Genomic DNA, 20,706 nt, shown 5'->3' with positions numbered 1-20,706 from the left:
CTCTCTAAATTTGATAGAGGACACACGGATAAAAAATATTGATTTCTATTTGAGTTCATTTCTTTTGCATTGAGCAAGTGTAGAAAGGTAAAGTTGAAAAATAAGATTTTATAATTTTATGAAAAGAAATAAAAGAAACGATTAGCTGCAAGAATTATCCAAGAAAAATCAATTTATCAGGCTTATGATGGTCAATAATTTCTGTTTTCTAAGGCAATGAGCATATCAATGAGAAGATGTATTGTTGGAATGACGCTTTGCTTTCATCCAAGTATGCAATTCTTCAATAAGGATGGCAATAACACCAAGAGTGATAAAACTATCTGCAAGGTTAAAAATAGCAAAATAAAAAATATCATTAATATGAAAAAGTATATAATCAGTGACATGATGAAAGCGAATACGATCAATGAGATTGCCGACTGCTCCCCCAATAATAAGAATAAGACCAAAGCGCATTAAAGACTTATTATATTCAGTATTTTTCCATAACCATAGAAGGAAGATAATCACGATGATCGTGATAGCAATGATTCCCCAGTGAGAAAATGAAGAAAAAAACGAAAATGCAACGCCAGAATTACGCACATGATAAAGGGAAAGAAAAGGAATAAGCGAAATTTCTGTTCCTAAAGGCATATTGTGCATAACCCAGTATTTGACAGCTTGATCAAGTACTACTGTAAAAGCCAAGCCAAAAAGAAGAAAAGGGAGTGATTTACGAATCATATTTTTCCTCACATGGTTCCAGTATTAAATAAGGGCGACGGATTTCATAAAGCATAACAGCTGTTGCTACAGCTAGATTAAGCGAGTCTGCACGTCCGCTTTGTGGAATACGCGTAAGTTTATCACACCGGTTTGTAAGAAGATCTGATAATCCTTGTTTTTCATTTCCCATTAAAAGGATAATAGGGCCATTTTTGAAATCAAGTGTGCGATAATCCAGAGATCCTTTGAGATGTGTTCCAACGATCATACCTTTAAAGTGAGCAGACCAGTTTAAAAAGGCGCTTTCATCAAAACGATAAAGTGGTACAGAGAAAATAGATCCCATGGTTGCACGGACTGTTTCAGGTGAGAAAGGGTCTGTTGTTTCACCAATTAAAATAACACCTTTAGCACCTACAGCATCAGCAGTTCGAATAATGGTACCAAGATTTCCGGGATCACGTACACGATCAAGCGCGATGTAAACATCTTTAATCTGTCCTTTTATCATTTCAAGAGAGTGCCATTTTTGCTTGAAAATACCAATAACTGTTTGTGGATTATCGCGTCGGGTAAGTGATTCCATAACCTTTTGTGAGGCTTTAATAACAAAACCACCGTTGGCTACAGCACGTGCGGCAGTATTTTCGATAGCAGCATTACCGATTTTACTTTTAGAAAAAATAAGCGTCTGTATTGTCCAGCCGAGGTTGAGAGCATCAATGACCAATTTCAATCCTTCTGCCATAAAAAGACCTTCTCTATTACGGTTTTTCTTTTGGCTAAGTGCTTTAAGATCTTTTATGATGGGGTTGCTAAGAGAGGTAATTTCTTTCACTCTACCAGTTTTGGGTCTACACATCTTCAAGCAATCCAACGGCTAAAAAGAGAAGTAGAAAGAGCACGTCCTGCAACTTCTTCACGCAAAATGAGTTCTCCTGATTCGACCGTACCACCAAGATTTACAAATGCATCACGCATTAAAGCATGAAGTGCAAAGAAGGAAGCACGAATAGAATAAGCTGTAAGGACAACAGAGAGCGGTTTATCAGAGAGAAGTTTACGACAATTTGTGATCATAGTGGGTAAATGATCAAACAGTTGCCAAATTTCACCATGGGGTCCACGCCCATAAGCAGGGGGATCAAGAAGAATCATATCATAGCTTTTCTTACGCCGCAGTTCACGCTCGACAAATTTCATAGCATCATCGCAAATCCAGCGAATAGAATGATTTGGTAATCCTGCTCTTTCTTGATTAGCTTTTGCCCACGCAATGGCTTTTTTAGAAGCATCGACGTGGGTAACATTCGCACCCGCTCGTGCCCCAATCAAAGAGGCAATACCTGTATAGCCAAAAAGATTCAACAATTTTATAGGACGTTCGGCTTTAATAATTTGTTCTTCCATAGAGCGCCAATGGGCATCTTGTTCAGGAAAAACCCCCACATGACGAAAGGAAGTAAAACGGCCTAGAAAAGATAATCCATTCCAAGAAAGAGGCCATGTTTCATCAAGTGGCTTTTTAGGAAAATGCCAACGACCAACCCCTTCTTCATCACGGTTTCCTGTGAAAATAGCATCAACATCAGCCCATTGTTTTCGTGGTAAAGCGGGTTTCCATAGTGCTTGACCTTCAGGTCGAATAATGCGGTAAGCTCCATAACGTTCTAATTTTTGTCCATGACCAGAATCAATGAGAGCATAGTTTTCACTTATACCTGTTTCTAAAATAAGGGGCAACTTTTCCTGCAGATATCTATTGTTATGGGAAGATTGAAAGCATTGTGCGAGCATGTTTTGTATCACGGTATATGAGGTAAGAAAATATATTATAAAGCTCTTAAGTGTTTCGTAATAGTGCAAAAGAGCTAAAGTCAGTTAAAACATGTATAAAAAAAGAAAAAGAGCACTTTTAACTCTGTACTGAATATAAAATACAGAGAGAAAAAATTTAATTAAAATACCATTACATCAGATTTGTGATAGACGTTTTCAATTTCTCGATCTCGGCTTTACTTTTTTTGAGAGCTTTTTTGTATTTGTGATAGGAAAACCAACTGATCAGATTTCCTAATAAAATACCAAAACCAAAGAAAATAAAGAGCCATATAAAAAGGGGAGCATGATAAGTAAAACTTTCAGAATTTGCTCGAAAAGGATCAAGGGTTAACGGAACCATTTGACGATTAGCTACGATAAAAACAATCAAAAACGCTGCGAGAATCACACCGATACTTGTTAGAAGAATACGTTTAATTATCATAAGTTTCTCACTGATTAAGACGGTCGCGTAAATCCTTGCCAGTTTTAAAAAAAGGAATCCACTTTTCTTCAACAGAAACGGCTTCACCTGTTCGTGGATTACGTCCATTACGGGCTGAACGGCTTTTTACAGAAAAAGCTCCAAATCCACGAAGTTCAACGCGATTGCCATTTGCAAGTGCTGTTGAAATTTCCTCAAAAATAGCGTTTACAATATTCTCTACATCCCGTTGAAAAAGATGCGGGTTATGACGAGCGATAATTTGCACAAGCTCTGATTTTACCACAATAGCCTCACTTTCACACAAATTTTTTTTTGTAATTGTGCACTTCATGCATATTACAATATATAAACGGATAAAAGCAAAATAAAACCAAGAAAAAACAAATTGCAAGAAACAAAATTTGAAAATATCTTCTATAAAGGTTATACAGGTTAAAAATGCAGAGTATTTAAGAGATTAGGAGAGTATGTTCGTACACAATCATTATGAAGTCTTTTCAACGCAATCATCTTTTGGAGATGTTTTTAAAAAAGCATCCCGTCATTCGCGTCGTATTAGCATATTAAAATTTTTTTTACCTCTCTTAGCGTTGATTTCAGCGCTGGTTTTTTGCTGGTTTACGTTTTTCTTGGTTCCCGTTACTTCTGATTCTATGCCTTTGAATCATGAAGAAAGTGGTGTGATGAATTTGACGATGCTCAATCCAAAATTAGAAGGGTATACCCGTGCTCATGAACCTTATTGGCTTAAAGCAGAAAAAGCATTTCAAGACCATACACACTCTGGAATGATTGGGTTGCAAAACATTACAGCTAAAGCATTTATGGGCCAAAAAAGACAGGTTTTTCTCGCAGCGCAAGGGGGATTTTACGATAACATTAATGGTTTTTTACAGTTGAAAAAGCCATTCACCATTACGACGAATGATGGGATGATAGCACAATTTATGTCAGCTAGTATTAACTTATCCAAGGGACAGTTAAAAACAGATCAACGTGTTAATATTCAGCAAGCCGGTTTGCATCTTGCCGCAAATGCCTTACAAATTCGAGAAAAAGGAAAAAACATGTATTTCCATGGTGGTGTGCATTTAGTGCTTCAAAAGCAATGACGCAATATCAATACGAATCTTTAAAGAATATTTATAAAGAGAAGTATATATATAAACAGAAGAATTGAAATAATGAAATCGTATAAAAGATGGATAGGTGTGACCTTGGCTTTTAGCATGGGAATGTTAGGAGGAGCAGTTTCAGGATATGCTGAAGGGGCCCATTTTGGAATAAGTCTATCAAGCGACAAAGAACCGGTAGAACTTCATGCAGATTCTTTGGAAATACGTGACAAAGAAGGGATAGCGCTTTTTAAGGGTGATGTTTCAGTGGTGCAAGGTGAACGTCTTTTAAGAACGGCAAAATTAGTTGTTTACTATGATAAAGCATATAAAGAAATTGATAAAAACAAGGAAGATACAAAGGTATCATCTGTTTCTTTATTTGGTTCGTCGGGCATACAAAAAATGGAAGCTTTAGGAAAAGTTTATATAAAAATTGCTACGCAAATTGCTACGGGTGATAAAGGCGTTTTTGATGGAAAGTCAAAAATGATGAGTTTGACAGGGAATCATGTTGTGTTAACTGATGGTGACAATGTAGCCACGGGGTGCAAACTAACGGCAAATATGGAAAGCGGAAAGGCTTTTTTAGAAGGTTGTGAGACGCCTAAGAAAAAAGGTCGTGTTTCTATTATTTTAAAACAAAATCAAAAGAATGGCCATTAAGATTTCATGTTTGGAATCAAAAGAAAAAAGCAGACCGACAGGTATAATCTTAAAAGTGAAGCTTCAAAAAATCCCTTAAAAGGGACCTTGATTGCCAGTAATTTGATTAAAGTTTATCGAGGAAGACGAACTGTTAATGGTGTTTCTTTTGGCATTCGTACGGGAGAAGCCGTTGGCATTTTAGGTCCCAATGGGGCAGGTAAAACAACTTGTTTTTATATGGTTACGGGGCTCATAAAATCTGATGGAGGATCCATTAAAATTGATGGATTTGATATTACGCATCTTCCGATGTATCGACGTGCGCGTTTAGGTATTGGATATCTTCCACAGGAGGCTTCTATTTTTCGTGGTCTTTCAGTAGAAAATAACATTAAAGCTGTTTTAGAGATCGTTGAAAAAGATCGCCTTAAACAACGTGAAGAGTTAGATAGCCTTTTACATGAATTTAAAATTGATCATTTACGTAAAATGTCTGCACTTTCGTTGTCTGGAGGAGAACGTCGGCGACTTGAAATTGCGCGCGCTTTAGCTTCTCGTCCCCATTTTATGTTACTTGATGAACCATTTGCAGGAATTGATCCTATCGCTATTTTCGATATTCAACAACTTATTCGTCATTTAACGCAGCGTGGCATTGGTGTTTTAATAACGGATCATAATGTGCGTGAGACATTAGGGCTTGTCGATCGCGCTTATATTATTCATACAGGGAGGGTGTTAGTTCACGGTTGTCCTAATGATATTATCAACAACGTTGATGTACGCAGAATTTATTTGGGAAATCAGTTTTCTCTTTGATTTTACAGCTTTCACGAGTTTCCATTTAAGTTTAACCAAACATTATTACTGAAAATTTCCTTATTTATGCCAAAACTTCTTTTATGACTATAACCTTAGAATGTTTTTATTGAGTGGTGAAAAAGGCTTCATCATTAAAGGGTTAGTTTGTTGTTTTATAAGTTTAGCTTACTCATGATTGTATCACAGAGAAGATATCACTAGATTAACTTGATAATGAGTGGTAAACGAAGCTCTCAATCAATGCGTGTGTTATTGAAAGGTAAGAGATATTTATCATATTTTTCCCTGTCGAATCAAATAATATATCGATTATGCTGTTTTAGGTATTTTGATGGGAGCACCGGTTATATATTGCGGTTATTCAATAGGAGTTGTCGTATTTTATTGGTTTATATGGCCTATTTAAAAATAGGAGCTCGGCTGCAGATATCAGGCTAAATCTATAAATTTTTAAAATAATCATTAAATCCCCAAAAACCTTTATATTCTTGTTATAAGGTAATGTTCAAGCTATACAGTAATTTTCAAAGTAAAGTCCCATTTTTCTCAGTATGCTTTTCATCTTAATTTAAGGACTCATTTTTAAAGAAAGAAAAACTCTGATGGCGAATTATACATCAACTCTTATGACAAGTTTAATAAATTTATGAATAATGACCTTTTCTAGAGTCGTAAGGAAATTAACTTTATGAACAACTTCATCTCTTTGTTTTCTCATACCGTTAATGAGGATCCGAATACTATTTATTGTTGTGTTAAAAGTGATATAAGATGTAGTGAACCATCACCCATTATAAATTGAAAAGTAAAAACACATGCGATATTGCGAAAAGTGAAAGAACATTAAGTATCTATACCGTTTACAGGTTTATTGATAAGCATTTGAGCGTGTAAGAGGAAAATTAAAGTATGAATTTGAGTGAGTTAATAGCACCGGAAGCGATTATTCCGGCTCTTAAGGCTAATTCGAAAAAACAGGTTCTACAAATTTTAGCCGAAAAAGCTTCCAAGTTAACAGGTCTTAGTGAGCATGTGATTTTTGATATTGTTTTACAACGCGAGAAGCTTGGTTCAACAGGTTTGGGTGGAGGTATTGCGATTCCTCATGGAAAATTACCTGATATTAATCGGATTATTGGTATATTTGCACGTCTTGAAAGTCCTGTTGATTTTGAAGCTCTCGATGACGAACCTATAGATCTCGTTTTTCTCCTTTTAGCACCTGAAAACGCTGGTGCAGATCACTTAAAAGCTTTATCACTGATCGCACGTGTTTTGCGTCACACTGATGTTGTGCAAAAATTGCGCAATACGCATAATGCTAATGCGCTTTATGCTTTACTGATTCAAACTTCAGAATCAAATGCAGCTTAGAAGGTATGTTAAATATTCTTAAGCAGGACTTGTTTGTAGAGCCTTTTGTTAAGTGAATCACATAAGTGGGAAGACAAGAGGAGAGCGCTCTAAAAGAATCCAAACTGTTTTCAGTCGAGATTGGCTTAAGAAGCTTCGTCCTTTGAAAACGGAAAGAAATCAACAGGAAAGTTTATCTGTGCATTGAATTTTTTCGTAAGTTGAATTTGAGTGTTTAGAGATAATATTTTAATTCTCAAGAAGAAATAAGCGATATATTGTATTCTCAGGATAGCAAGATATTGATTTAAATATAATTCACTATTTTGCACGTTATAAACGGAATTAGCGTGTGGATAAAAACTGTACAAGAAAGGAGTAAAAATGCCTCTTATGAATCGTCTCAAGTATCGAGGATTGTAGCAAAACATTGGGAGCTAGAAAATAGTTTAATGGCGCCAGTTTATTTCTTCACAAGGGAAGAGATCAACTATTTTATAGATATGATTTAGATGTCAGCTGCTGTATAGAGCTCATGCTAAAAAAACAATTTTGTACGGTAAAAATGAAAATTATAGCTTTAGATTGGGTGAAAGAGCTTTGTGCATGGGAAGATTTATTCAGATCCACTTTAATTGATTAGAATGTTGTTAAAAAAACGATAAGGTTAGAATTGCTGTAGAAAAAGGTTTTATATTTTTGTTTATAAATTACTTAGAAATAAGATAAGGAAACTTTCCAAAAGAGTTCTTAAGGAGTTTTTTATAACAGAAAGAAAAATATCGTCTAATACATAAAATAATACGATTAGGCTATTATAAGCTACTAAAATCATTTTAGAAATTAACAATTGGAGATGAAATATATAGGGAAATAAGATCAAAAGAAACAAAGTTGTATGTGATTATTGAGATAGAATCTAAATTCTTTATGTTTTATTATTAATATATTGATAATACTTTATTATTTTTGCAAGATATTTTGAAGATTTAGAAAAAGTGTTATTGGGGCTATATTGAATACGAAGTATGAATGCACTATAATGGGTGAAAGGTAGAGTGTTTTGCGAATATAAATGTATTGAATGCATAAAGTCGAGAAGTAATGTTCACAAGACGATGAAGCTTTTTGGGGGAGGAGTATGGGGTGTATTTTCAAAATTTTATATCAGATTGCTTGTAATATAAAGAGTATGGTTTATTTCTTAACAGAGTGATGGTATATTTTCATCTCGTTTTGAATTTCTATAACTTAAAGAAATCGTTTTTTATACAAAGATGAAATGAGTAGCGTAAAATGAGATGTTATTTTTTAATGTGATTATTGAATAAGAAGTTTATATTTTGGTAACGATTAAAAGGTCACAATGAAACGTGGAAACCTATTCTAATTAGTGTGAAAATATTTCGCTTATTGAAGGAATTAGGACAATGACACATGAATATAGGGAAGTTTTTGTTGAATTTTTCCAATGAAGAGAATCTTGTTAGAGACTAAAGAAGTGAGTTAAATGAAGATGTTTGAAAAGACTGTTATTGCTGCATCTGTAATGGTTCTTGTTACAGCAGGAGTAGCATATGCACAAACGCCAAGCCGTTTAAATCAATTTGAAGCGTGGGGAGCCTATTCTTATAAATCGTCCAAAAATACGATTTGCTATGTGTTATCGGTACCTTTGAAGGCTCTTCCAACGACAGTTAATCATGGTGATAACTTTTTCTTGGTTACCAAGCGTTCTCATTCACCTATTTCATTTGAACCGCAGTTTATGGCTGGTTATACCCTTCAAGAAGGGTCGAGAGTGACAGTGACCATTGGAGGTAAGGACTTTGATTTTTTCACGAAAGATTCCTCAGCTTGGTTGGCGTCATCAGAGCTAGAAAAGCAGCTTGTTTCTGCTATGCGTGCTGGAAGCAATATGACAGTGAAAGCGATATCAAAACGAGGAACACATACCACTTATACTTATTCCTTAAAAGGGGTCACTGCTGCATTAAATGCAGCTCAAAAATGCCATTAAGGTTTCGATAATTTCTAAAATAGTGATGTGAATTGGAAAGCAATGGCCGTTTCCTATGACCTTAGACCAGTTGGTTCATGTTTTGCGCGAGAAACAGATAATGTGGTCGTAAAGGAGAGTTCTAAGCTATCTTTAATTGGTTTGTCGCAAGATGAAATGGTGCAAGCTTTAAAGACGGTTGGTGTACCAGAGAATCAAACGTGTATGCGTGTGCGTCAGCTTTGGCATTGGCTTTATGTGCGTGGTGTTTCAAATTTTGATGAGATGCTGAATATTTCTAAAGCAATGCAAGAAACACTTAAGTGTCATTTCTCCATTGCGCGCCCAGAAATTGTTGGAGAACAAATATCAAAAGATGGTACGCGTAAATGGCTCTTACGTTTTCCTGCACGTGGGGCTGGAAGGCCTGTTGAAATTGAAACGGTTTATATCCCTGAAGAAGGACGTGGTACTTTATGTCTTTCATCGCAAGTAGGGTGTACGTTAACTTGCTCTTTTTGCCATACGGGAACACAGATGCTTGTTCGCAATTTGACCGCAGAAGAAATTTTGGCACAATTATTGGTTGCACGTGATTGTTTGGGTGATTTTCCTGATAAAAATACCCCTGATGGGGCAATAGTTCCCATTGAAGGTCGCAAAATTACCAATATTGTTATGATGGGGATGGGAGAACCTCTTTATAATTTTGAAGCTGTTAAAAAAGCTTTATTGATTGCTTCTGATGGTGATGGGCTTTCTTTATCAAAACGTCGGATTACGCTTTCAACCAGTGGGGTTGTTCCTGGAATTATCCGAACCGGAGAAGAAATTGGTGTTATGTTGGCGATTTCACTCCACGCAGTACACGATACATTAAGGGATATGCTTGTTCCCATTAATAAAAAATATCCACTTTCTTTATTACTGGAGGCTTGCCGTAATTATCCTGGTCTTTCCAATGCAAAACGAATCACTTTTGAATATGTTATGCTGAAAGATATCAATGATAGTTTAGATGATGCTAAGCGATTGATTCGGTTATTGAAAGGGATTCCTGCTAAGATCAATTTAATCCCTTTTAATCCGTGGCCAGGGAGTAATTATCAGTGTTCTGATTGGGAGCAAATCGAGCGTTTTGCTGATGTCGTTAATCAAGCGGGCTATGCTTCTCCTATTCGGATACCGCGTGGACGCGATATTTTAGCGGCATGTGGACAACTTAAATCAGCTTCAGAGCGTTTACGGAAATCTGAACGTTTGCGACTTGAAAATGCCATTGGTCATTAGTTAATGCAACTTTCAGTGATATTAAAGCCTATGTTTTTTCAGTAAATTAGCATATAATAGAATGTGTGAGACAGAGATTAAGATGGATAAGTGCTAGACGAACAGTCTCAGCTTTTATATGATAAATGAGGGGAAAATATTGTATATAGCAATCTGTTTGCGTAATCTCTGAAATGAGGAGGAACCTCATTTAGAGGGAATGTGAAGTTTTAAGGGTCTTAACTAATTTCCACCTTATTATCATACCCTCTAATTCTATTTTGTGACTTTTAAAAGCATCTACGGTAATATCTTTTAAAAAGTGGGGATTGTGCATTGTCTCACTCTTTTGTTTGTTACGTTTTTTAACAAGATTAGGACTCACACAAAGCGGAGTATCTAAAATATAAATACCATAGTATTGTCTATTGATATGTTTTTAAAAAAGTATTTTTTAATGCACTTCCCATTTCATGACAATGCTTGTGAAGAGTATAAAACAAAAGCCTCTATAAAATTATGATATTACCCCACCTTTACATTTAATAAAGGTGCTAAGTTGGTACCACCATTTTATTTTTCAACTCCCAATATTGTAAAGCCTTTGGCACTTAAGATGGTTCATAAGAGGTATTTTTTAGATAGTTTTATACATACGAAAACTCCCGATGCGCTTATAACATACAAGGGAAAGATATTGTTTGATTCAATATAAACAGGTTTGAAATGAGAGAATCCTACAATATTTGGGTTCTCATTTAAATTAAAAACGATAAATTACATTTATAAATCAATGTTTGTAACTATAAGGAGATGGAGAGCAAAAGTAGTAAAAGTACCAGCAATAAGCCAGTCGAGAAAGCGAATATAAAGAGGATTTTTCTTGAGAATTTTGGTAAGTTTATGCGCTGTAAAAATGATAGAAATTGTAATGGGAAAAGAAATAGGGATATAAGAGAGTCCTAAAAAGAGTAGCTTTTGTGTTGCCATAGGATCATTCGCATTGATAAATTGTGGTAAGAATGTCGCGTTAAAGAGTATAACTTTAGGATTTAAAAGATTAATTCCAATACCAACAAGATAGTTACGTTTAGCGCTTTGAGATTTAGAAGATGTCTGTTCAAAGGAAAATGTCGAATTTCTCCGTAATGCTTGAAAGGAAAACCATAAAAGATAAAAGGCGCCAACAATTTTTAGAAGAATAAAAGTGTGTGGCGCAGCAAAAACAAGCGCTGATAAGCCAAGTGCTACAGCGGTAACCTGAATGGCAAACCCTGTTGCACTACCCAAGGCACACATAATTCCAGCTTTTTTGCTTTGTGTAATGGTTCGTTCTAAAGAAAGCATCATATCAGGTCCTGGAATAAGTGCTAAAATCAACGATGCTAAAGCAAATTGTACAACAATAGACCACTCCGGTAGAAATGACACGTAAATTTCCTTTTATTTTTAAGCAGTATTCATTATTGACACTCTAAAGCGTTTTTATTTACGTTTTTTGCGTCTTTTTAATGTTGCTTAAAGAGAATTTATTTTTATATTTCTTACATTGTTTTGATTTTTGGGTAGAAATAAAAGAGCAGCTCATATAGAACTTTGAAATGAAGAAGTGGCAAAATATTAGAAAAGTTGTTTTGGCTTATTCAGGGGGGAGTGGATAGGTCAATTATTCTCAAATGGTTGCAAAGTACGCTAGACGTTGAAGTTGTAACTTTTACAGCGGATTTGGAGCAAGGGGAAGAACTAGAATTTGCTCGTCGTAAAGCTGAAATGCTCTAGGTGTTAAAGAAATCTACATTAAAGATTTGCGCGAAGAATTTGTGCGTGATTTTGTTTTTCCGATGTTTCGAGCCAATACCGTTTATAAGGGGACTTATCTTTTAGGAACATCAATTGCACGCCCACTTATTTCAAAACGTTTAATTGAAATTGCTAAGGAAACAGGAGTAGATGCAATTGCTCATGGGCAACGGGCAAAGGCAGTGATCAGGTACGCTTTGAGCTGTCCGCTTATGCTCTTAATTCTGATATAAAGATTATTGCTCTATGGCGTGATTGGGATTTTAAGAGTTGGACAGATCTGTTTGAATTTGCTCGTACACATCAAATTCCTGTAAAAAAGGATAAGCAAGGCGAAGCGCCTTTTTCAGGGGATGAAAATTTATTGCATTCTTCATCAGAAGGAAAGATTTTAGAAGATCCAGCACTTCCTGCTCCTGAATATGTCCATATGCGTAATTTTTCCGTGGAAGATGCTCCAGATTAAGCAGCTAGAATCACTCTTGGCTTTAAAAAAGGTGATGCTGTTTCAATCAATGGAAAAAATTTACCTCCTACAACTTTACTTGCAAAATTAAATCATTATGGGCGCGATAATGGTATTGGTCGGTCAGATTTGGTAGAAAATCGCTTTGTGGATATGAAATCGCGGGGTATTTATGAAAACACTAGGGAGGGAGATCATTCTTTTAACGGCTCACAGAGCTATAAAATCTTTAACGCTATATCGTGGTGCAGCTCATTTGAAAGATGAATTGATGCCACGTTATGCAGAACTCATTTATTATGGATTTTGGTTTTCACCAGAAGGTAAGATGTTGCAGGCAGCTATTGATTTATCTCAAGAACATGTTGAAGGTGAAGTCACGTTAAAACTCTATAAAGGAAACGTGATTGTTGAAGGGCGCCAAAGTAAAAAATCATTTTATTTGAGTTAGTTGGTAACTTTCGAGGATGATCAAGGTACTTATGATCAAAGAGATACAACTGGTTTTATTAAATTAAATGCTCTACATTAGCAATGCGTCATCAAGGTGACAAAAAAATAGAAAATTACGGTGACAAGTGTAAAGTAGGGGGAATGCTTCTGTATGAAATGCCTAACTTAAGCATTTTTATCTGTTGGTTTTTGCAGTTCTTTCATCCAATGTTAGAGGCTTCTCTTTTGTACTAAGTCAGTATAATAAGCAAAATCCATGATAATAATAGCAATGAAGGCTCCGATAATCAAAACAAGTCAATTTTGCTTTATAGTATTGAATGTTTTCGATTTTTATCAGAACAAAATATGTTTATAGCGAAGGCACTTTTTGTATTGTGACTTAAGAGTGTAAAGAAATTTTCATCTTTTTGCTTGCTATTATTGACGAATAAATTCAAGAACCATACACCCTATTTTGAAAGAGTGTAATTTTTAGGATAAATAATGATGCGTGATCAGTGTGATACCCTTAACCTTACGCCTGAATTAAAAGATGCGGCTTCTCAATCGAGAACTTGGCCATTTGAAGAAGCACGTAAGATTATCAAACGGTATGAAAAGACGGGTTATCCAGACAGTGTGATATTTGAAACAGGTTATGGACCTTCTGGTTTACCGCATATTGGAACTTTTGGGGAAGTTGCACGTACAACCATGGTGCGTCATGCATTTAATATTCTTACGGAGAATAAAGTAAAAACAAAATTGCTTTGTTTTTCTGATGATATGGATGGTTTGCGCAAGGTTCCTGAGAATGTGCCTGATCGCGAAAGCATGGAACATTATCTTGGTCAACCGTTGAGCCGTGTACCCGACCCTTTTGGAGATGATTATCCTTCTTTTGGGGCAGCGAATAATGCGCGGTTACGGGCTTTCCTTGATCGTTTTGGTTTTGATTATGAATTTGCAAGTGCTACGGATTATTACAATTCTGGTCGTTTTGATGAAACAATTTTGAAAATCCTTGCCTGTTATGACAAGGTTATGGCAATTATTTTACCAACATTGGGTGCAGAACGGCAAGCGACCTATTCGCTCTTTTTACCGATTTCTCCCTTTTCTGGAAAAGTATTACAGGTACCGATGATTGCGCGTAATGTTGAAAAAGGTACAGTTACTTATATCGAACCAGAAACAGGAGAAACCATAGAAACAGAGATTACGGGGGGCAAGGTTAAGTGTCAGTGGAAGGTAGATTGGGCAATGCGTTGGACAGCGCTTGGCATTGATTATGAAATGGCAGGAAAAGACCTTATCGATTCCACAAATCTTTCTTCTAAAATTTGTAAAGTATTAGGTGGGAAGTCCCCAGAAGGATTCAACTATGAGCTCTTTTTAGATGAGAAAGGGCAGAAAATTTCTAAATCCAAGGGAAATGGCTTAACCATTGATGAATGGCTTACTTATGCCCCAACAGAGAGTTTAGGTCTTTATATGTTTTCAAAGCCTAAAACAGCAAAACGGCTTTATTTTGATGTCATTCCAAAAGCGGTTGATGAATATTATGCGCATCTTTCAGCCTATGGTCGCCAAGAATGGAAAGAGCGGCTTAATAATCCTGTATGGCATATTCATAATGGTTGTCCACCGCAGGTTGATTTGCCTGTATCCTTTGCGATGCTTTTAAATTTGGTAAGTGCTTCAAATGCGGAGAATGCAGAAGTTCTTTGGGGTTTTATCTCCCGTTACGCTAAAGGAGCAAATGCACAAACTTATCCAGAACTTGATCAATTGGTGAAGTTTGCCATTAAATATTTTGATTTTTTTGTTAAACCAAACAAGAAATTTCGTATACCAGATGATAGCGAACGAGCAACATTAGCACAAATTGATGAAAAATTAGCTAATTTACCTGAAACTGTTGATGGCAACATGCTACAAAATATGCTTCTTGATGTTGCACGGTTAACGGAACGCTATCAAGATCATAGCAAAAAAAGCCCTGAAGGTGGCCCTGGTGTTTCCAATGTTTTTTTTCAAATGTTGTATGAAGTCCTTCTGGGACAAGAGCGAGGTCCACGATGGGGATCATTTATAGCGCTTTATGGGATTAATGAAATGCGTGCACTGATTGCTGAAGCGCTTGCACGTCCTGTGGAGGAATAATGGAAAAGAGAGTGCGAGAAGTAAAGCGACGCCGTACATTTGCGATCATTGCACACCCAGATGCGGGGAAAACAACATTGACAGAAAAGCTTTTATTGTTTGGTGGTGCTATTCAACTTGCAGGAGAAGTAAAAGCCAAAAAAGATCATATTCAAACCCGTTCTGATTGGATGAATATTGAGCGTGATCGTGGTATTTCCGTTGTGACTTCGGTGATGACGTTTGAATATGAAAATCATATTTTTAATCTCCTAGATACTCCAGGACATGAGGACTTTGCGGATGATACGTATCGCACTCTCACAGCCGTTGATAGTGCTGTCATGGTGTTGGATGGGGCCCGCGGGATTGAGCCTAGAACATTAAAATTGTTTGAAGTGTGTCGGATGCGGGATATTCCTATTGTTACATTTATCAATAAAATGGACCGTGAGGCACGTGATCCTATAGAGCTTTTAGATGAAATTGAAGAAAAGCTTGCTCTTGATACCGCGCCTATAACATGGCCAATTGGTATGGGTAAAGATTTTGTTGGTACCTATGACCTTCATCATAATCGTTTTCGTCAAAAAGATGATGAGATAACACAGAGGATAGTTTCAAATCCCAAAGAGGTTGTCCATTTACTTCCTGAATATCAACGTTCACCTTTTATTGAAGGGGTAGAACTCGCTCAAAGTGTTTGCAAGAATTTTGATCTTCAAGCTTTCCGTGAAGGTCATATGACTCCGGTTTATTTTGGTTCAGCTTTACGAAATTTTGGTGTTCGTGATTTGATTAATGCGCTTATTGATTTTGGTCAAAGTCCTCGTGACCAAAGTGCAGATCAGCGCAATGTCATAGCAACTGAACCTAAAATGACGGGATTTGTTTTTAAAATTCAAGCGAATATGGATCCTAATCATCGTGATCGTATTGCATTTTTTCGGGTATGTTCGGGAACACTTGAACGTGGTATGAAGACAAAGTTGGTTCGAACAGGAAAACCAATGACGCTTTCGGCTCCACAATTTTTCTTTGCGCGTTCGCGCCAAATTGCTGATCAAGCCTATGCTGGTGATATCGTAGGGATTCCTAATCATGGAACATTGCGTATTGGCGATACTTTGACTGAAGGAGAAGATATCCTCTTTAGGGGAGTGCCAAATTTTGCACCAGAGATTTTGCGTCGTGTTTGTTTGGGCGATCCAATGAAAGCAAAAAAGCTCAAAGAAGCTTTGCAACAAATGGCTGAAGAAGGGGTTGTACAATTGTTTATTCCTGATGATGGGTCGCCTTCTCTCATTGGTGTTATTGGTGCTTTGCAAATTGATGTTTTAAAAGAACGATTAAAAATAGAATATTCTTTGCCAGTAAATTTTGAGTCTGCGCGCTTTAATTTATGCCGTTGGATTTCAGCGCAGAGCAAAGATGAGTTGCAAAAGTTTCTCAGCAATCACCGCTCTGCTATTGCGTATGATTTAGAAGGTGAACCAGTTTTTTTAGCGGAGAACGATTTTTCATTGAATTATGAGGCAGAAAGAGCTCCTAAAATAAAATTTTCTGCTTTTAAAGATTATCAAGTACGCTCTTAAAATAAAGAAAAATCTTTTCTACAATAATTTTACTTATAATGATAATTTATCGTTTTTTATATTGAAACAATCAAAATCATTTGTTTGCACGTCATAAGTAGGATTGGTGTGTGCGTAAAACACTTGAAGCAAAAAATACAATGCCTCTTATAAAACTTCTCTATAGCCAAGAGCTTTCAAAATATTAGGTGAGGGTAAAAAGTGATGATGGTGGTGTGTGATGTATCTTATCCCATTCACGGAAGTTTACGTTATACTATTCGTCTATATTATTTACGGGACGACATTACGCAGTATGCTCAAGTACAATAAAAAATGTTTCTTTAAAAACAAACATATAAAATTGCAACATAATGATATTTTTGGGCATTCTATTTTGCATAAGGGATGTGATCCTAGCAAGATTAGGGGCTTGCACGATAAACTTTTGCAAAACTCTCTCCATTAAAGTAATCTATTTTCGCTGTGAAAGGTGGAAATGTTATTATTTTTTTCCAAGCTTTTTATGGGATTCGAAAATATTATTTATGAAACTGATTTTTTAAATTTTGCAATATCATGATATCTATTTTTTTCTGAAATGATGGAGTATTTAAAGGATATTTTCAGATTGCACTGTATAAAGAATGTGGTAAATTTATTTATTATATTCAAAGAGCTACAATGCATTGGTATCCCTAGCACCTTTTAAAACTTTAATATTTATTTTTATATTATCTATTTTGGTTAGAGAATAAACTGTAGCCAATTCTACGTTGAAAAATATCAGAAAAAATTTATATATTTTTTCGCGATGACTTAAGACATATAATTTATTTCAATATTTTTTAAATTTAAACTAAAAAATCTGCTGTATAAATATAGCTTTTCAGTTTTTCCTTGTATAAATATTGTATACAGTAAAAATAATACAAATAATCAATAAACTGAAATTTGTTATCCCAAATACGAGATCATATGACCTATAAACCGCGTGTCTTTTCTATTTCTCCGGGAACTGCTTTTTTGCCTCACTTTGTTGATGCACTACTCTCTGGTAGCCTTATTGATAATTTCGCTTCAAGTGGAGATATTCAAACCGCCCTTGCTGATAGCCTTATTTATGTTCCGACACGTCGTGCTGCTCGTGCTTTGCGTTTAGCCTTTGTTGAAAGAAGTGATACACAATCAACATTCTTGCCAACCATTCGTGCTCTAGGAGATGTAGATGAAGACAGTTTCCTTTTTGTTGAAAATCATACCAGCGCTCTGAATCCACCTATTGGAGAAAGTGAACGTCTTTTACTTTTAGCGCGCCTTATCCGTCCTTGGCGTGAAAATTTACCTGCGCATCTGCGTGCCATGTTTGGTACAGAAGATGTGCTTACACCAGCTCATAGTGCTGATGCGATTTGGCTTGCGCAAGATTTAGCACACTTGATGGACGAAATTGAAACAGAAGGAGCAGACTGGTCAAAACTTAAAAATATTGCACCTGATATGGTTGCTGAATGGTGGCAAATAACGCTCGATTTCTTGACTATTGTTACGCAAAATTGGCCAAAAATCTTGACAGAAAAACAACGAAGTAATCCAGCTGAATGGCGTAATCAAGCACTCACAATGCATGCAGAGACTTTACGACGTGTGCTGCCTGATAAACCGATCATTGCAGCTGGTGTGTCAGGTTCTATGCCCGCAGTTTCTCATCTTTTAAAGGTTATAGCTTCTCTGCCAAAAGGGGCTGTTGTTCTTCCTGGCCTTGATCTTCATATGGATGAAGATCAATGGAATGCACTAAGCACAAGCAATAAAGAAAAAACAGCTTGTGATTTTTTTGATCATGCAGAAAATGTTTTTAGCCATCCTCAATATCATTTAAAAAAACTTCTAACTCTCATGGAGTGTCAACGTTATCATGTTTGCGAAATTGGCCAACAAAGTATAACAAAGAAAAAACGAATGGCTCTTTTATCAGAAGCACTCCGACCAGCTTCTACAACAGATAAATGGATACAAATTGTCCGTGATGATTATGAACGTCTTTGTGCAGATTGGTCATTTATTGAAGCTATAAATGAACGTGAAGAAGCTCTCGCTATAGCTATTACCTTACGCAAAGCTATTGAAGAACCCCAAAAAACTGCGGCCCTTATTACAAATGACCGTAATTTAGCACGCCGTGTTGCTGTGGAATTACAGCGATTTGGAATTGAAGCAAATGATTCAGGCGGAACACCACTTGCACAAACATTGCCTGTAACTCTCTTACGACTTATCCTAGAAAATGTGTTACAATCCGATGATCCCATTGCTTTTCTTTCTCTTCTTAAACATCCACTGACAACACTCCAACAAAACCGTCATCGTTTACGCGAAATGGCAGAAAATTTTGAACTTTTTATTCTTCGAGGGAATACAGGGCGCATCAATCTTTGCGAATGTGATCAATTTCTTGAAAAATGGATTGAAACATACTTTCATAATAATTCTGAAATCAACGCTCTTGATCAACAGAAATGTGAAGAAGCACGTTTCCTTTGTCATCTTTTGAGGAAAGCTGTTGAACCTTTAACATCTCTTATGAAACAAGAGAAAGAATGCACCATCAATGAAGCTGCGATAGCAACTGTTGAGGTTTTTGAAAATTTTGGTCGCAGTCAGGATAATTCTCTTGCACATCTTTATCAACACGAAGCAGGACAATCCCTATCAAAATTTTTACGTGAATTGGTCAGTGATCAATCAGGATTAACATTTCATCTTTGCGAATGGCCCGCTATGTTTTCTGCCATAATAGCTACCCGTTCCGTCACACCTTCGCCTGGAGGACATCCACGTTTATTTATCTGGGGTACTTTGGAATCACGTTTGCAAACGGTTGATACAGTGGTCATCGGCGGTCTTAATGAAGGGTCATGGCCGATAACAACCAGAAATGATGCTTTTTTATCGCGACCGATGAAAATGATGTTAACTCTGGAACCACCAGAGCAGCGTATTGGTCTTTCCGCGCATGATTTTCAATGGGCGATGGGAATGGATAAAGTGGTGATGAGTCGCGCATTGCGTGTTAATCATACACCTTCCATTCCTTCACGCTGGCTACAACGCATGGAAACAGTTGTAGGAAAACAGGTTTGGAAAAAAATCCGTGCACGAGGTGAAATATTACGCCATTGGACAAAGATGCTTGATCATACAAGTATAACTTCTGAGGTGGAACGTCCTTGCCCTGCTCCACCTCTTAACATACGCCCGCGTCATTTTTCAGTCACTGAAATAGAAACATTGCGGTATGATCCTTATGCTATTTATGCTAAAAAAATCTTACGGCTAAAACCACTTAAAGAACTTATTTATGATCCTGGCGCTTCAGAACGTGGAACACTTTATCACGCTATTCTTGCAGCTTTTTGCACACAAATAAAAAATCCAAATGCTGCAAATGCACTCAATGTGCTGCTTGCTATTGGACGTAAAGAGTTTGATAAATTCAATTTTCCATATGATATTGAAGTAATTTGGTGGAATAGTTTTGAAAATCTTGCTCCACGCCTTATTCAATGGGAACAAAGTTTAGGACTACGAGAGCGATATTCGGAAGTGGTATCACAAAAAATCCCTATAGGAACAACAGGGGTAACCCTTTCAGGACGTGCTGATCGTCTTGATGTTTTGCCAGATAAAACGGTTGAAATTCTAGATTTCAAAACCGGAACTCCTCCTTCATCAAAACAAGTTCGTGAATTATTATTTCCGCAATTGGCTTTAGAAACAGCTTTACTCATACAAGGGGGATTCCCAGATTTTAAAGATTTTACTCCCTCAAATTTATTTTACATTCCCCTTAACAGAAAAGGTGAAATTAAATCCCAATCAATTCTTTTAAAGAAAAAAGACGAAAAAACTCACCTAAGTGCTGTTAATCTTGGTGAAAATGCATGGAAAAATCTTATCACACTCATAACTTATTATCAAAATCCACAACAAGGCTATCTCTCACATGCTGTCCCTATGTCAAAACGATATGAAGGTGACTACGACCATTTGGCTCGGTTGTGGGAATGGTCAAGTGGTTTTCATAAAGAAGAGTAATC

At 36.4% G+C, this 20,706-nt stretch carries 15 protein-coding genes and 1 pseudogene; 10 read left to right on the top strand and 6 right to left on the bottom strand.

Annotated elements, in window-relative coordinates; genetic code table 11:
* Nucleotides 1-225: 225 nt before the first annotated feature.
* The 5 genes from lspA to ihfB form a co-directional block, all read right to left on the bottom strand.
* Complete coding sequence (gene lspA, locus ACFIJ0_RS04525; RefSeq protein WP_375624810.1) at nt 226-729, bottom strand: signal peptidase II; 504 nt, start codon at nt 727-729, stop codon at nt 226-228.
* Nucleotides 719-1,573, bottom strand: coding sequence for a TrmH family RNA methyltransferase (locus tag ACFIJ0_RS04520; RefSeq protein WP_375624809.1), 855 nt, complete (start codon nt 1,571-1,573; stop codon nt 719-721). Before ACFIJ0_RS04520 ends, lspA begins: the two co-directional genes overlap by 11 nt.
* Before the next feature lie 2 nt (nt 1,574-1,575).
* A complete protein-coding gene (locus ACFIJ0_RS04515) occupies nt 1,576-2,508 on the bottom strand; it encodes a class I SAM-dependent methyltransferase (protein ID WP_375624808.1) in 933 nt (310 codons plus the stop codon).
* A gap of 172 nt (nt 2,509-2,680) precedes the next feature.
* Nucleotides 2,681-2,977 carry a lipopolysaccharide assembly protein LapA domain-containing protein gene (locus ACFIJ0_RS04510; RefSeq protein ID WP_375624807.1) on the bottom strand — a complete coding sequence of 99 codons (297 nt, stop codon included), beginning with the start codon at nt 2,975-2,977 and terminating at the stop codon, nt 2,681-2,683.
* 7 nt (nt 2,978-2,984) lie between these two features.
* The gene (ihfB, locus tag ACFIJ0_RS04505; protein WP_012754445.1) at nt 2,985-3,263 is read right to left on the bottom strand and encodes an integration host factor subunit beta; all 279 of its coding nucleotides are present in this window, start codon (nt 3,261-3,263) and stop codon (nt 2,985-2,987) included.
* Nucleotides 3,264-3,447: 184 nt separating this feature from the next.
* Here ihfB and lptC point away from each other — a divergent pair, with 184 nt between their 5' ends.
* The 6 genes from lptC to rlmN all read left to right on the top strand — a co-directional run bounded on the left by lptC (nt 3,448) and on the right by rlmN (nt 10,207).
* Nucleotides 3,448-4,092 (top strand): LPS export ABC transporter periplasmic protein LptC, encoded by a 645-nt coding sequence (gene lptC / locus ACFIJ0_RS04500; protein WP_375624806.1) that lies wholly within the window; start codon nt 3,448-3,450, stop codon nt 4,090-4,092.
* A gap of 72 nt (nt 4,093-4,164) precedes the next feature.
* A complete protein-coding gene (locus ACFIJ0_RS04495; RefSeq protein WP_375624805.1) occupies nt 4,165-4,761 on the top strand; it encodes an LptA/OstA family protein in 597 nt (198 codons plus the stop codon).
* 6 nt (nt 4,762-4,767) lie between these two features.
* Nucleotides 4,768-5,562, top strand: coding sequence for an LPS export ABC transporter ATP-binding protein (lptB, locus tag ACFIJ0_RS04490; RefSeq protein ID WP_375624804.1), 795 nt, complete (start codon nt 4,768-4,770; stop codon nt 5,560-5,562).
* Nucleotides 5,563-6,474: 912 nt separating this feature from the next.
* On the top strand, nt 6,475-6,939 hold the full coding sequence (ptsN, locus tag ACFIJ0_RS04485) for a PTS IIA-like nitrogen regulatory protein PtsN (RefSeq protein ID WP_375624803.1): 465 nt from the start codon (nt 6,475-6,477) through the stop codon (nt 6,937-6,939).
* 1,495 nt (nt 6,940-8,434) lie between these two features.
* Nucleotides 8,435-8,938 carry an invasion associated locus B family protein gene (locus ACFIJ0_RS04480; protein WP_375624917.1) on the top strand — a complete coding sequence of 168 codons (504 nt, stop codon included), beginning with the start codon at nt 8,435-8,437 and terminating at the stop codon, nt 8,936-8,938.
* 42 nt (nt 8,939-8,980) lie between these two features.
* Nucleotides 8,981-10,207, top strand: coding sequence for a 23S rRNA (adenine(2503)-C(2))-methyltransferase RlmN (rlmN, locus tag ACFIJ0_RS04475; RefSeq protein ID WP_375624802.1), 1,227 nt, complete (start codon nt 8,981-8,983; stop codon nt 10,205-10,207).
* A gap of 762 nt (nt 10,208-10,969) precedes the next feature.
* Here the strand turns inward: rlmN and ACFIJ0_RS04470 are convergent.
* A complete protein-coding gene (locus ACFIJ0_RS04470; RefSeq protein ID WP_375624801.1) occupies nt 10,970-11,617 on the bottom strand; it encodes a LysE family translocator in 648 nt (215 codons plus the stop codon).
* A gap of 170 nt (nt 11,618-11,787) precedes the next feature.
* Between ACFIJ0_RS04470 and ACFIJ0_RS04465 the strand changes: the two are divergent.
* From ACFIJ0_RS04465 to addB, 4 genes and pseudogenes are all read left to right on the top strand, one after another.
* Nucleotides 11,788-12,984, top strand: a pseudogene (locus ACFIJ0_RS04465) (argininosuccinate synthase).
* A 407-nt stretch (nt 12,985-13,391) separates the two neighbouring features.
* Complete coding sequence (locus tag ACFIJ0_RS04460; RefSeq protein WP_375624800.1) at nt 13,392-15,053, top strand: lysine--tRNA ligase; 1,662 nt, start codon at nt 13,392-13,394, stop codon at nt 15,051-15,053.
* Nucleotides 15,053-16,627: a peptide chain release factor 3 gene (locus ACFIJ0_RS04455; RefSeq protein ID WP_375624799.1), complete on the top strand. Its 1,575-nt coding sequence runs from the start codon at nt 15,053-15,055 to the stop codon at nt 16,625-16,627. Before ACFIJ0_RS04460 ends, ACFIJ0_RS04455 begins: the two co-directional genes overlap by 1 nt.
* A gap of 957 nt (nt 16,628-17,584) precedes the next feature.
* Nucleotides 17,585-20,704 carry a double-strand break repair protein AddB gene (addB, locus tag ACFIJ0_RS04450; RefSeq protein WP_375624798.1) on the top strand — a complete coding sequence of 1,040 codons (3,120 nt, stop codon included), beginning with the start codon at nt 17,585-17,587 and terminating at the stop codon, nt 20,702-20,704.
* The last annotated feature ends 2 nt before the right edge of the window (nt 20,705-20,706 follow it).

Origin of the sequence: Bartonella sp. OC68QHHN, assembly GCF_042193875.1 — a bacterium.
GTDB classification, from domain to species: Bacteria; Pseudomonadota; Alphaproteobacteria; order Rhizobiales; family Rhizobiaceae; genus Bartonella; species Bartonella grahamii_A.
Note: the sequence above shows the minus strand (reverse complement) of the source record. Positions and strands in the feature narration are given on the sequence as shown.

Excerpts from the sequence above, each read along its gene's own strand:
- lspA (WP_375624810.1), bottom strand. The coding sequence starts at position 729 with ATGATTCGTAAATCACTCCCTTTTCTTCTTTTTGGCTTGGCTTTTACA.
- ACFIJ0_RS04520 (WP_375624809.1), bottom strand. The coding sequence starts at position 1,573 with ATGTGTAGACCCAAAACTGGTAGAGTGAAAGAAATTACCTCTCTTAGC.
- ACFIJ0_RS04515 (WP_375624808.1), bottom strand. The coding sequence starts at position 2,508 with ATGCTCGCACAATGCTTTCAATCTTCCCATAACAATAGATATCTGCAG.
- ACFIJ0_RS04510 (WP_375624807.1), bottom strand. The coding sequence starts at position 2,977 with ATGATAATTAAACGTATTCTTCTAACAAGTATCGGTGTGATTCTCGCA.
- lptC (WP_375624806.1), top strand. The coding sequence starts at position 3,448 with ATGTTCGTACACAATCATTATGAAGTCTTTTCAACGCAATCATCTTTT.
- ACFIJ0_RS04495 (WP_375624805.1), top strand. The coding sequence starts at position 4,165 with ATGAAATCGTATAAAAGATGGATAGGTGTGACCTTGGCTTTTAGCATG.
- lptB (WP_375624804.1), top strand. The coding sequence starts at position 4,768 with ATGTTTGGAATCAAAAGAAAAAAGCAGACCGACAGGTATAATCTTAAA.
- ptsN (WP_375624803.1), top strand. The coding sequence starts at position 6,475 with ATGAATTTGAGTGAGTTAATAGCACCGGAAGCGATTATTCCGGCTCTT.
- ACFIJ0_RS04480 (WP_375624917.1), top strand. The coding sequence starts at position 8,435 with ATGTTTGAAAAGACTGTTATTGCTGCATCTGTAATGGTTCTTGTTACA.
- rlmN (WP_375624802.1), top strand. The coding sequence starts at position 8,981 with ATGGCCGTTTCCTATGACCTTAGACCAGTTGGTTCATGTTTTGCGCGA.
- ACFIJ0_RS04460 (WP_375624800.1), top strand. The coding sequence starts at position 13,392 with ATGATGCGTGATCAGTGTGATACCCTTAACCTTACGCCTGAATTAAAA.
- ACFIJ0_RS04455 (WP_375624799.1), top strand. The coding sequence starts at position 15,053 with ATGGAAAAGAGAGTGCGAGAAGTAAAGCGACGCCGTACATTTGCGATC.
- addB (WP_375624798.1), top strand. The coding sequence starts at position 17,585 with ATGACCTATAAACCGCGTGTCTTTTCTATTTCTCCGGGAACTGCTTTT.